The organism is Sphingobium sp. RSMS (genome assembly GCF_005406185.4).
GTDB lineage: Bacteria > Pseudomonadota > Alphaproteobacteria > Sphingomonadales > Sphingomonadaceae > Sphingobium > Sphingobium fuliginis.
Map to the genome: position 1 here is coordinate 3,065,608 of NZ_CM191257.1, position 11,893 is coordinate 3,077,500.

11 protein-coding genes (1 of these 11 cut by a window edge) are annotated in these 11,893 nt (G+C 64.8%); 6 read left to right on the forward strand and 5 right to left on the reverse strand.

Features of this window, described 5'->3' with window-relative positions; all coding sequences use genetic code 11:
• Positions 1-132: 132 nt before the first annotated feature.
• Entirely contained in the window at positions 133-2,544 is a 2,412-nt protein-coding gene (locus EGM87_RS14910; protein ID WP_137710008.1) for a ligase-associated DNA damage response DEXH box helicase, read from the forward strand.
• 179 nt (positions 2,545-2,723) lie between these two features.
• Here EGM87_RS14910 and ppa read toward each other — a convergent pair whose 3' ends face one another.
• Together ppa and EGM87_RS14920 are read right to left on the reverse strand one after the other, a co-directional pair.
• Complete coding sequence (gene ppa, locus EGM87_RS14915) at positions 2,724-3,266, reverse strand: inorganic diphosphatase (RefSeq protein ID WP_025550754.1); 543 nt, start codon at positions 3,264-3,266, stop codon at positions 2,724-2,726.
• A 43-nt stretch (positions 3,267-3,309) separates the two neighbouring features.
• The gene (locus tag EGM87_RS14920; protein WP_137710007.1) at positions 3,310-5,229 is read right to left on the reverse strand and encodes a M61 family metallopeptidase; all 1,920 of its coding nucleotides are present in this window, start codon (positions 5,227-5,229) and stop codon (positions 3,310-3,312) included.
• Positions 5,230-5,381: 152 nt separating this feature from the next.
• Here EGM87_RS14920 and hisS point away from each other — a divergent pair, with 152 nt between their 5' ends.
• The 4 genes from hisS (at position 5,382) to EGM87_RS14940 (ending at position 9,806) form a co-directional block, all read left to right on the forward strand.
• Positions 5,382-6,644, forward strand: coding sequence for a histidine--tRNA ligase (gene hisS / locus EGM87_RS14925; RefSeq protein WP_061934339.1), 1,263 nt, complete (start codon positions 5,382-5,384; stop codon positions 6,642-6,644).
• On the forward strand, positions 6,644-7,735 hold the full coding sequence (prfA, locus tag EGM87_RS14930; protein WP_137710006.1) for a peptide chain release factor 1: 1,092 nt from the start codon (positions 6,644-6,646) through the stop codon (positions 7,733-7,735). The genes hisS and prfA overlap by 1 nt, the downstream gene beginning before the upstream one ends.
• 118 nt (positions 7,736-7,853) lie before the next feature.
• Positions 7,854-8,681, forward strand: coding sequence for a peptide chain release factor N(5)-glutamine methyltransferase (prmC, locus tag EGM87_RS14935; RefSeq protein WP_137710005.1), 828 nt, complete (start codon positions 7,854-7,856; stop codon positions 8,679-8,681).
• 318 nt (positions 8,682-8,999) lie between these two features.
• Positions 9,000-9,806: a DUF4167 domain-containing protein gene (locus tag EGM87_RS14940; protein WP_171407200.1), complete on the forward strand. Its 807-nt coding sequence runs from the start codon at positions 9,000-9,002 to the stop codon at positions 9,804-9,806.
• Positions 9,807-9,907: 101 nt separating this feature from the next.
• On the opposite strand, the gene EGM87_RS14945 is transcribed toward EGM87_RS14940, so the two are convergent.
• Together EGM87_RS14945 and EGM87_RS14950 are read right to left on the reverse strand one after the other, a co-directional pair.
• On the reverse strand, positions 9,908-10,285 hold the full coding sequence (locus tag EGM87_RS14945; protein WP_048577312.1) for an acyl-CoA thioesterase: 378 nt from the start codon (positions 10,283-10,285) through the stop codon (positions 9,908-9,910).
• Positions 10,278-10,577, reverse strand: coding sequence for a hypothetical protein (locus EGM87_RS14950; protein ID WP_048577311.1), 300 nt, complete (start codon positions 10,575-10,577; stop codon positions 10,278-10,280). The genes EGM87_RS14945 and EGM87_RS14950 overlap by 8 nt, the downstream gene beginning before the upstream one ends.
• A gap of 74 nt (positions 10,578-10,651) precedes the next feature.
• Here EGM87_RS14950 and EGM87_RS14955 point away from each other — a divergent pair, with 74 nt between their 5' ends.
• Complete coding sequence (locus EGM87_RS14955; RefSeq protein ID WP_044660616.1) at positions 10,652-11,080, forward strand: CBS domain-containing protein; 429 nt, start codon at positions 10,652-10,654, stop codon at positions 11,078-11,080.
• Positions 11,081-11,086: 6 nt separating this feature from the next.
• Here EGM87_RS14955 and EGM87_RS14960 read toward each other — a convergent pair whose 3' ends face one another.
• Positions 11,087-11,893, reverse strand: the 3' portion of a protein-coding gene (locus tag EGM87_RS14960) for a lipopolysaccharide biosynthesis protein (RefSeq protein ID WP_171010049.1). It continues 681 nt past the right edge of the window; 807 of the gene's 1,488 nt are visible here — the last part of the coding sequence; its start codon lies beyond the right edge, outside the window — the gene reads right to left on this strand; it ends in the stop codon at positions 11,087-11,089.

Below are 11,893 nucleotides of genomic sequence, written 5' to 3' on the forward strand. Positions count from 1 at the left end.
TGTTAGATTATTTCATGAAACCAAAGTTAAATTACTATGCGCTCCAGTTCCTGCTCAGGAGCGCGGAGCGTTTTGAGGCGAGGCAGCGTTGAACAGGATGACGTTTATGTCTTCTCATCCTACATCCTCCCCATGAACCAACGCCTACCCGAACCGCTGGAGCAATGGTTCACCTCACGCGGCTGGACGCCCCGCCGCCACCAGATCGACATGCTGAGCGCTGCCCGATCCGGCGACCACGCGCTGCTCGTCGCGCCCACCGGCGCGGGCAAGACGCTCGCCGGCTTCCTGCCGACCCTGGCCGACCTCATCGAAAATCCCGGTGAGGGCCTCCACACCCTCTATGTCTCGCCCCTCAAGGCGCTCGCCGTCGACGTGCGGCGCAACCTTCTGACGCCCATCGAGGAAATGGGCCTGCCGATCCGGGTGGAAACCCGTACCGGCGACACCCCTTCCGACCGCAAGGCGCGCCAGCGCGCCCGCCCGCCGCAAATCCTGCTCACCACGCCCGAATCGCTGTCGCTGCTGCTGAGCTATCCCGACAGCTTCCTGATGTTCCCAGGCCTGAAGACGGTCATCATCGATGAGGTCCACGCCTTCGCCACGCAAAAGCGCGGCGACATCCTCAACCTTTCCCTGTCCCGCCTCCAGAGCATCAATCCGGGCCTTCGCCGCGTCGCGCTGTCGGCGACCGTCGCCGATGTCGATGCCTATCGGGCCTGGCTGGCCCCGGACGGGGACATCGGCGCCGTCACTCCGGTCTTGGGAGAGGCGGGCGCCGATCCCAATGTCGCTATCCTCATCCCCGAAGGGCGCATTCCCTGGTCCGGGCACTCCGGCAAATATGCCGCCCGGCAGGTGATGGAGGAGATCGAGCGCCGCGCCACGACATTGGTCTTCTGCAACACGCGCGGCCTGGCGGAACTGATCTTCCAGGAACTCTGGTCGGTGAACGAGGCGAACCTGCCCATCGCCATCCATCATGGCAGCCTTTCCATCGAAGCGCGAAGGAAGGTGGAGGCGGCGATGGCGGCCGGCAGGTTGCGCGCGCTGGTCGCCACCGCCTCGCTCGATCTCGGCGTCGACTGGGGCAATGTGGACTGCGTGATCCAGATGGGCGCCCCCAAGGGCAGTTCGCGCCTGCTCCAGCGCATCGGGCGGGCCAATCACCGCCTCGACATGGCGTCCGAGGCGATCCTCATCCCCGGCAACCGTTTCGAATATCTCGAAGCCCGCGCCGCGCTGGACGCGGTGGAGGCGGGCGAGCGCGACACCGACGATTTCCGTCCGGGCAGCCTGGACGTCCTCGCCCAGCATGTCATGGGCCTCGCCTGCGCAGCGCCCTTTCGGGCGGAAGATCTGCTGGCGGAAGTCCGGTCGGCCACCCCCTATGGCGCGTTGACGGAGGAAGCCTTTGCCAATGTCCTCCATTTCATCGAGGGCGGCGGCTATGCCCTGCGCGCCTATGACCGCTTCAAGCGGCTGACGCTTGGACCTGACGGTCTATGGCGCGTCTCCCATCCGCGCTTCATCCAGCAGCATCGCCTCAACGCCGGCATCATCGTCGACCAGCCCGCGCTCGCCGTCCGCTTCGCCAATGGACGCAAGCTCGGCACGGTGGAGGAGGGCTTCGCCGCCACCTTGAGCCCCGGCGACTGCTTCTTCTTTTCCGGCACCGCATTGGAAGTGGTCCGTATGGACAGCACCGACCTCATCGTCCGCGCGACTTCCAGACAGGCACGCATCCCCAGCTGGGGCGGCACGCGCATGGCCATGTCCACGCGGCTGGCCGACCGCGTCCGCCACTTCCTGGCCGAACCGGAGCAATGGTCCCGCTTTCCCGACGATGTGCGCGAATGGCTGGAGGTGCAGAAATATCGCTCGGCCCTGCCCGAACCGGGGCAATTGCTGATCGAGACATTCCCGCATGAGGGACGGCACTATCTGGTCTGCTACAGTTTCGAAGGCTGGAACGCGCATCAGTCGCTAGGCATGCTGCTGACCCGCCGCATGGATGCGCAGGGGCTGATGCCGATGGGCTTCGTTTCCAACGACTATGCGCTGGCCGTTTATGGGCTGAAGCCGATCACCGACCCGCAGAGCCTCTTTTCGGCCGACATATTGGATCATGAATTCATCGAATGGGTCGAACAGTCGAGCCTGCTCAAGCGCGCCTTTCGCGACGTGGCCGTCATTTCCGGCCTGATAGAGCGCCAGCATCCCGGCAAGCGCAAGACGGGTCGGCAGGTCACTTTCTCGACCGACCTCATCTACGACGTGCTGCGCAAATATCAGCCCGATCATCTGCTGCTGAAGGCGGCGTGGGCCGACGCCCGCGCACGGATGACCGACGTGGGACGGTTGGGCGACCTGATCGACCGCGCCTCGGCCACCATGCTGCATGTCGATCTCGACCGGGTGAGCCCGCTCGCCGTCCCTGTGCTGATCCTCATCGGACGCGAGCAGGTCGCCCAGCATGAGGTGGAGGATGCCCTGCTCATCGAGGCCGAAGCCCTTGTCGCGGAAGCCATGCGCCCGGATTGAATGGATGGCGGAGGCAGCCGGTCATTGCGGCATTCCCCGTCTCTGTCTTTGGGGAGTGGCGCAGCGGACGGCCATCTTCACCGATTCCAACCCACGGCGCTTCATCGATCAGACAAAATGAAGAGGGGCCGCGCAGATAAGCTACGCGGCCCCTCTTTCGTTCAGTATTTCGCAGCGCTTCAGGCGGCCTGCTTCTCAGCCTTGTAGCGTTCTATCGCTTCCAGGGTGATGCGCTTGGCGTCTTCCGCGCCGCCCCAGGTGCCGATGCGCACCCACTTCTTCTTTTCCAGATCCTTATAGTGGGTGAAGAAATGCTCGATCTGCTCCATGACGATGCCGGGCAGGTCGTCCTTCTCACCAACGTTCGAATAATAGGGGAAGACCGAATCCGCCGGCACGCAGACCAGCTTTTCGTCGCCGCCCGCTTCATCCTCCAGGTTCAGCACGGCGATCGGGCGGGCCGCGACCACGGCGCCGGGAATGAAGGGCGAGCGGGCGATGACCAGCGCGTCCAGCGGATCGCCATCGGGCGACAGCGTGTGCGGCACAAAGCCGTAATTGGCCGGATAGCGCATCGGCGTATGCAGGATGCGGTCCACGAACAGCGCGCCCGACGCCTTGTCGAACTCATATTTGACGGGCTCGCCACCGACCGGAACCTCGATGATGACATTCAGGCTGTTGGGCGGATCGTCGCCCACCGGGATCAGTTCGATATTCATGGGACTTCAAGCCTTTTTCGATACGCGTTGGCGCTACGGGTGATTATGTTTTCGGTTTCAGCAGCCGGTCCAGGCTGCCTTCACCCTCTCCTGTCTTTTCGAGGCGCGGATAGCGCAGGCCGCCGGAATATGCGAGGGTCAAAGTGCGATAATATTTGTCCTGCTTCACTATGATCTGGAGCGGCTTTCCGGACTTGATCGCCGCCTTGAACACATCGCCCGAATATTCATCGCCATTGATCGCGAGGATCTTCGATCCGGTCGCCAGGCCAGCCTTGAAGGCTGGACTGTCCCAGACGACGTTGCTGATCTCGCCGTCATTCTTGACGATCATGCCGATGCCGAAGCTCTGGTCGGTGAACTTGCCCGATCCTTCGGCCGCCTTGGTGATGGCCCCCGGCGTGTCGCCATAGACCAGCCTGTAGCCGCCCAGCGTGAAGCCGCCCTTGGGTGTCTCCCTGGTCGTGCTGTCGACATATTTCTGGAAGAAGCCCGCCCAGTCATAGGGCGCGACCGCGTTGAGCGTCTTGATGACGTCGCCGCGATTATAGACGACCTGTCCCCAATCGCCCGGATTGATGCCGAAAAAGGCCCTGGCGAAATCGTCCAGGCCCTTGGCGCCCCTGGTCTGCTGGCGGATGATCGCATCCGCTTCCAGCCAGATCATCAGGCCTTCATTGTAATAATCCTCCGACCGCTGCCAGCTCGACCAGCCCTTGGGACGGCGGGCGGAGATGATGGGATCATGGGTGGTGTCCTCCATCGGCCGCCACTCGCGGCCCCGCGCCGTATCCAGCTTGGCCGCGATATGGGCATAGGCGTCCAGCGTTTCCTGCTTGGAGAACAGCCCGGACCGCGCCCCCAGCACATAGCCCCAGAACTGCGTCTGCCCTTCATAGACCCACAGCAGATTGTCCTGCATCGGCACGTTGAAATCGGGTGTCCACAGCAGGTCCGGACGGCGGAACTTGCCGTCCCAGCTATGGGTGAATTCATGCGGCAAGAGGTTGCGGTCCAGCAGCGCATCGCCGTCGCCCCATTTCTTGAAATAGCCCGGCTCGACCTGATTCTCCGACGACCGGTGATGCTCCAGCCCGATGCCGCCCATCTCGTCGGTAATGGCGAACAGGAAGTCATAGTGGTCGAAATGATAGGTGCCGAACAGCGCGCCCGCTTCATCGACCAGCTTCTTGTGCCTGGCGATCTGGTCGGATTTGGCGTCCAGTTCGTCGGCATCGTCCGCGACGATGTTGAGCGTCACATTATGGCCCAGGTCCACAGGCTTGAAATGAAGGCCCGCGAACACCGGCGAATCCTGCAAGGCTTCATAGTCGATCGTCTCATAGGCGACGGTCGATCCGGTCTTCTTGCCCCGCAAGGCTGTCGCGGCCTGCCAGCCGTCGGGATAGGTGACGGTCGCCTGGATCGGAATCTGCCGCGTATAATAGCCCGCCGGATAGAGCGACACCGACTCCCACTGGATATTGAGCATCTTGGGCGTGACGACGACGCGGCCCTGATTGGGCTGGGTGGCGGACAGGAACTGAAAGGATGCGACGACCTGTTTCGTCCCCTGCGGCACGTCGATCACAAAGCCATAGACGTTGAGCGGATCGCGCTTCCACGCCAGCGGCTTGCCGTCGGCCGTGAAGCTGAGGCCGGTCAGCTTCTCGATCTGTCCGCGTGGCGCATGGTTGCCCGGCAGCCATTGCGGCATCAGCAGCGTCATCGGACCGGCTGCGGCGACGGGGATGGTTTCCTTCACCCGGAAGATGCGCTGCACCGTATCGGTGGCGTCGACCTCCAGCCTGATCGTGCCGCCGGGATAGGGCGCATCCTTGGGCGCCGGCGCGGCATAGTCGACCGGCAGCGCCGTAGGTTTGGAGCGGATCGCATCCTGCGCGATCAGCGGGGTTGCGATCGCCGTGGAAAGGAAAAGGGCGGCAGCAAGGCTGCGGATCATGAACATCTCCGAAAAAGCGTGCGGTCGAACGACCGTATAACAACAGCATGGCGAGCCATTCCGCTCTCGTCCACCCCCAACTCTTCTTGGCATATTTTACGACAAAAAAGCGCGTTTCCTTGAGCCGTCTTTATCGTTAAAGGCGCTGCCCCATGGCGAAGATCGAAACCCCGCGCCCGGTGCGCGGCACGCAGGACATGCTGGGCGGCACGAGCGAAGCGTTTCAGGAACGTTTCGCCCATGTGGTCGCGACCTTCGACCGGGTGCGCAGGCTCTACGGATTCCAGCGGGTGGAAGTGCCGGTGTTCGAATCGACGGCGGTGTTCGCCCGCTCGCTGGGCGAGAGCACGGACGTCGTCTCGAAGGAAATGTACACGTTCGAGGATCGCGGCGGCGACAGCATCACCCTGCGCCCGGAATTCACGGCAGGCATTTCCCGCGCCTATATCACTGAGGGTTGGCAGCAATATGCGCCGCTGAAGGTTGCGACCCACGGCCCGCTGTTCCGCTACGAGCGCCCGCAAAAGGGCCGCTTCCGGCAGTTCCATCAACTCGACGCGGAGATCATCGGCGCGGGGGAGCCGGGCGCGGACGTGGAACTGCTGGTGCTGGCCGACCAGTTGCTGAGGGAACTGGGCATATCGGACGGCGTGACGCTCAACCTCAACACCTTGGGCGACGGCCCGAGCCGCGAAGCGTGGCGCGCCGCGCTGATCGCGCATTTCGAGGCGCATCGGGATCAGCTTTCGGAAGAGAGCCTCGATCGCCTGCACCGCAATCCGCTGCGCATCCTCGACAGCAAGGATCCCCGCGACCGCCCGGTGGCGGACAGCGCGCCGGACATCGACGCCTATCTGACCGACGAAGCGCGCAGCTTCTTCGAAAAGGTGACGGCGGGCCTCGACGCGGCGGGCGTGGCGTGGGAGCGCAACGCCCGGCTGGTGCGCGGCCTCGATTATTACCGTCACACCGCGTTCGAATTCATCACCGACCGCCTCGGCGCGCAGGGCACGGTGCTGGGCGGCGGGCGCTATGACGGGTTGATCGAGAATCTCGGCGGCCCCTCGACCCCGGCGGTCGGCTGGGCGGCGGGGATCGAGCGGCTGGCGATGCTGGTGGATATGCCGGAGATTGCCGGCCCGACCGTCGCCGTCATACCCATGGGCGAAGCCGCCGAAGTCAGGGCCACCGGCATCATCGCCGACCTGCGCCGCGCGGGCATTGCCTGCGACATGGGCTATCGCGGCAACATGAAGAAGCGGATGCAGCGGGCCAATGCTTCGGGCGCGGCCTGGGCGGTGATCCTGGGGGACGACGAACTGGCGCGGGGGGAGGCGGCCGTCCGCAATCTCGGCACGGGCGAACAGGAAGCCGTCGCTCTGGATGCGCTGATCGGGAAACTGGCAACGCGCTGATGCATATCTCCGCCGAACGCATCGCGCAGATCGAAGCGCGCCGGGACGAGGTGCAGGCGTCGATGACGCGTGCCGACCTCGCGCCGGAGGAGTTCGTGCGGCTGTCCAAGGAATATGCGGAGATCGAGCCGGTGGCCAGGGCCGCCCACGAAGTCCGCCGGCTGCGCCAGGAACTGAGCGCCCTCGAATATATGGCGGGCGGCGAGGATGCGGATGCCGACCCGCTGATGCGCGAAATGGCGCAGGAGGAGATGCAACTGATCAAAAGTCGGTTGCCCGATGCCGAACGTGCCCTCGCGCTGCAATTGCTGCCCAGGGATGCCGCCGACGCCCGCCCGGCCATGCTGGAAATCCGCGCGGGGACGGGCGGCGACGAAGCGGCGCTGTTCGCGGGCGACCTGTTTCGCATGTACCAGCGCTATGCCGACGCGCAGGGCTGGAAGATGGAACTCATTTCCGCCAACGCCTCCGAAGTCGGGGGTTATAAGGAGGTGGTCGCCAGCGTCACCGGCACCGGCGTCTTCGCCAAGCTGAAGTTCGAAAGCGGCGTCCACCGTGTCCAGCGCGTTCCGGTCACGGAAAGCGGAGGACGCATCCACACCTCCGCCGCCACCGTCGCGGTGCTGCCGGAGCCGGAGGAGGTCGACGTCCAGATCGCGGACAGCGACCTCAAGATCGACATCTACCGGGCGTCCGGCGCGGGCGGCCAGCACGTCAACACCACCGATTCCGCCGTGCGCATCACCCACTTGCCCTCCGGCATCGTCGTGACGCAGCAGGACGAGCGATCCCAGCACAAGAACAAGGCCAAGGCGATGCAGGTGCTGCGCGCCCGCCTGTATGAGATGGAACGCGAGCGCGCCCAGAGCGAACAGGCCGGCGCGCGCAAGGCGATGGTGGGCTCCGGCGACCGGTCCGAACGCATCCGCACCTATAATTTCCCGCAAGGGCGGGTGACGGACCATCGCATCAACCTGACCCTGCACCGCCTGCCGGAAATATTGGAAGGGCCGGGCCTGTCCGAAGTCATCGACGCGCTGGTGGCGGAGGACGAAGCCGCCCGCCTCGCCCAACTGGATGGCGTGGCGTGATGCCGTCGCCCTCTCAACACCATCCGTCATTCCCGCGTAGGCGGGAATCCATCTCCCATAAGTTGCTACTTGGTGCAGCGTCTGGAGATGGGTTCCCGCTTTCGCGGGAATGACAAATATGGGGGTCGCTCCAGCCTTGCGTCAGGCAACCGAGCGCCTCGCCCTCATCAGCGCCACCCCGCGCCTCGACGCCGAACTGCTCCTGGCCCACGCGCTGGAGATCGACCGCAACGAGCTGCTGATGCGCCAGCGCGACCTCAGCGTCCCGCCCGGTTTCGAAGCGCTGCTCCAACGCCGCCTGACCGGCGAACCCATCGCCTATATAACCGGCGCGCGCGATTTCTGGACGATCAGCCTGCGCGTCACGCCCGATGTCCTCATTCCCCGTCCTGACAGCGAAACGCTGATCGAGGCCGCTCTCGACCATTTCGGCGCGCGGAGTCCCGCACGCATCCTTGACCTCGGCACCGGTTCGGGCGCGCTGCTGCTCGCGGCGCTCAGCCAATGGCCGCAGGCAGGCGGGGTGGGCGTCGATATTTCCCCGGCGGCGCTGGCGGTCGCGCGCGGCAATGCCGATCGGCTGGATCTCAGCGAACGCGCCGATTTCCGGATGGGCGACTGGGCGGAGGGAATGGACGGCTCCTTCGACCTGATCCTGATCAATCCACCCTATATCGCCCGCGACGTCGCGTTGGCGGGCGACGTCCTCCATGAGCCCGAAAGCGCCCTTTTCGCAGGCGCGGACGGGCTGGACGACTATCGCCGGATCGCGCCGATGCTGCCCCGGCTGCTGGCGCCGGACGGGATGGCCGCCATCGAGATCGGCTACGACCAACGGCTCAGCGTCTCCACCCTGCTTGCCGATCAAGGACTTAGCGTCGCGGTCCGCCACGATCTCGCCGGTCATGACCGCTGCCTGATCGCAACCCTGGCTCCATCCGTCTGACCCGGCGAAGGATTTGCGCCGGCACAAGCTAAAATTGCTTGGTTTATGGCCGGGAAGCCACTACATGGAGCTTAGGGACGGCACTATCCTGAGGATCTGCCCTGTGGGGCCGCGACAAGAAAAGGCCGTTTTCCCGCTCCTTCAAAGTCACGACGGCGCTGCTGCGCAAGCGCCTCTGGCAGGTCAAGGGCATAGGCCGATTGCTCGGCCCCTGCCTGGCGGAGCCTTATCCGGCCTGATGGTCAGGCCGTGCTGAAGGATGGCGACTGAACAGTGTTTTTCCGTGAATGATGGCAAAGTGAACGCAAGGATCAGCTCTTGATCAACAACAGGCAGGCCGGTCGCCGGAATCGCGGCCGGAACAACAATAATGGCCGGCCCAACGGTGGCAATCGGGGCGGCGGTGACAATGGCAACCGGATCGACAGCCGCGCACGCGGCAATGCGGCCCAGCTTCTTGAAAAATACAAGAATATGGCGCGCGATGCCCAGATGGCGGGCGATCGGGTGAATGCGGAATATTATCTGCAGTTTGCCGACCATTATTTCCGCGTGCTGGCCGACAATCGCGCCCGTCAAGAGGAGCAGCAACAGCGCTTCCGCCCGCGCGACGAAAGCTTCGACGAGAATTTCGACGATTTCGATGCCGGGGACGAAGCGGGCGAGGACGGGCGCGGCGCCGATCAGGCGAGCGACCGCGGGCAGGACTTCGATCGCCGTCGGGACGAGCAGCGCGATTATCGCGAAGGCCGGAACGACCGCAATCGGCGTGATCGCAATGACCGGAACGACCGCAACGATCGTAACGAACGGCGTCGGGAACGCTCGCCGGTAGAGGAAGTGGCCATCGAGGAAGCCGTGGAACAGCGGCAGCCCGAAACCGCGCCTCAGCCGTCGGCCCCCGCGCAGGCCGCTCCGGAATCGCAGCCCGAGGCTGAGGCTCCCCGCGCCCGTCGCGGACGTCCGCGCAAGGCGGCGGCCGCGCAGGAGGAAGGCCAGGGCGGTCTGGACCTGGCGGTGCTGCCGCCTTCGATCGCGCGCGCCGACAATGATGCGGAACCTGCCGCTGAAGCCCCGCGCAAGCGCACCCGCCGGGCCCGGCCTGCTGCTGAAGCCGCCGAATAGGCGCCGGTTCCGCCCGGATGGGCGGGGACGAGCGTCAAGAAAAGGGGACAGTGCCGCTGCGCTGTCCCCTTTTTCATGCTTCCGGCGCGGCCTCGACGGGATCAGGCAATGGGCAGCGGACGCGGCCGGTGATTTTCATCCAAAGCGACGAAGGTGAACAGGCCGCTGGTCAGTTCGACCTTCGTCTCCTGCGGTCCCCGCGTCGCGACGACATCGATCCGGATGGCGACCGATGTCCGTCCCCGCCTTTCCTCATGGGCATAGACCGACACGATGTCGCCCAGCAGGATCGGGGCAATGAACGTCATGCCCTCTATCGCGACGGTCGCTACGGCGCCCCGGGCGATCCGGGCGGCGATGATGCCGCCGGCAATGTCCATCTGGCTCAAAACCCAGCCGCCGAAAATATGCCCATTGGCGTTGATGTCCGTGATGTGCGGCACCACGCGCAACACCACTTCGCCCTTTTCGTCAGTCATCACTGGAAACCTCATCCTTCATCCGGTCGATGACCTGTTCGTCATGTCCCGTTCCGCTCGACAGAAATGCCAGCGCCATCAGACCCGTCCCCAACATGAACGTCAACCAGACGCCCAATATGGTGGCGATGACCATATGGATCGGCATGGGGCCCGCCCACCAGCGCAGGAAGAGCAGCGCCGCCCCGACGCACAATGCGCCGCCCAGCGCCATCCATCCCATGATGCGGCGGAACCGCCGCCATGCGACCTGCGCGACCTGCGGGTCATCAAGTCCTTGTCTGTGCGTCATCCCTTTCCTTTGGAGTGTGAAAGTGGGATCATCAAGGGACTGAGGCATTTAGCCGGCAGGCAGGGAGACGGACCATGACGATCGCGGCGATTCTGCAACGCAAGGGACAGGATGTCGTCCAGGTGCAATCGGGCGACACGGTCCTGTCGGTGGTGCAATTGCTGGCCGAGCGGCGGATCGGCTGCGTCCCGGTGGTGGATGACGGCAAGGTGGTCGGCATCTTCTCCGAACGCGACCTGGTCTATCGCGTGGCGCAGGAGGGGGCAGGGGTTCTGGAGCGCCCGGTGGGGGAGATCATGACAGCCCCGGCGATCACCACGGACGAGCGGACGCCCGTCATCCACTGCCTGTCGCTGATGACGAAGCGGCGCATCCGGCATCTGCCCGTCGTGGTCGACGGCGCGCTGGTCGGACTGGTGTCGATAGGCGATCTGGTGAAGTTCCGCATCGATTCGATCGAATCGGAAGCGGCCGCCCTGCGCGACTATATCCAGACCGCCTGACCCGTTTCACGCGGGCGCCTCGACCGGCGGGGCCCGCCGAACGACCAGCGCGACCAGCTCCATCAGCGTCCCCCGCGCGCACAGCATCAGCGCGGCCAGAAAGGCCAGGCCCCCCGCCGGAACCAATATCCCCAGCCGGATCGGCGCGGCGAGGGGCGGCAAGAGCCGGTCGACCGCCATCACTGCCCCAGCCATCAACAGCGAACAGCCAAGCCCCGGCGCCGCCGCCCGCATCAGGTCGATCAGCCGCAACCCCATCGGCGCGCCCGCCAGCTGGGCGGTGATCAGCGTCAGAATCGGGAAAGCGCACAACCATGCCCAGGCCAGCCCCATCGCCCCGAATCGAATCCCGATGAAGAAGGCCGCCGGCATCAGCACCGCGCCCACCGCCGCCACCCGCGCCGTCGTCCCCGGCCGGCCCAGCGCATTGCTGACCGGCGCGAACATCACCTGCAACGTCATGAACGGCATGGCGAGCGCCAGAATCGCGACGAAAGGCGCCATGTCCCGCCACTTCGCGCCGAACAGCGTCTCGACCAAAGGCCCCGCCGTCGCCGCCATGCCCAGATAGACCGGGCAGCTAATCAGCAGCAGCAGCCGCACCGCCTTGCAGAAGGACCATGCGATTCGCGACGGGTCCTTCTGCATCCGCGCATAGGCAGGAAAGGCCACGTCATTGAGCGGCGGGATGAATTTGCTGACGAATATCTGCGTCAGGAACAGCGCTTCGGCATAAAGGCCCAGTTGATGCGGCTCCAGCACGCGCCCGCCGATGAAGATGTCGGCCTGACTCTGCACGATCCAGAAAAGCTG

Bases quoted from the DNA above. Each gene is read 5' to 3' on its own strand.
- EGM87_RS14910 (WP_137710008.1), top strand. From the start codon at position 133: ATGAACCAACGCCTACCCGAACCGCTGGAGCAATGGTTCACCTCACGC.
- ppa (WP_025550754.1), bottom strand. From the start codon at position 3,266: ATGAATATCGAACTGATCCCGGTGGGCGACGATCCGCCCAACAGCCTG.
- EGM87_RS14920 (WP_137710007.1), bottom strand. From the start codon at position 5,229: ATGATCCGCAGCCTTGCTGCCGCCCTTTTCCTTTCCACGGCGATCGCA.
- hisS (WP_061934339.1), top strand. From the start codon at position 5,382: ATGGCGAAGATCGAAACCCCGCGCCCGGTGCGCGGCACGCAGGACATG.
- prfA (WP_137710006.1), top strand. From the start codon at position 6,644: ATGCATATCTCCGCCGAACGCATCGCGCAGATCGAAGCGCGCCGGGAC.
- prmC (WP_137710005.1), top strand. From the start codon at position 7,854: ATGGGGGTCGCTCCAGCCTTGCGTCAGGCAACCGAGCGCCTCGCCCTC.
- EGM87_RS14945 (WP_048577312.1), bottom strand. From the start codon at position 10,285: ATGACTGACGAAAAGGGCGAAGTGGTGTTGCGCGTGGTGCCGCACATC.
- EGM87_RS14950 (WP_048577311.1), bottom strand. From the start codon at position 10,577: ATGACGCACAGACAAGGACTTGATGACCCGCAGGTCGCGCAGGTCGCA.
- EGM87_RS14955 (WP_044660616.1), top strand. From the start codon at position 10,652: ATGACGATCGCGGCGATTCTGCAACGCAAGGGACAGGATGTCGTCCAG.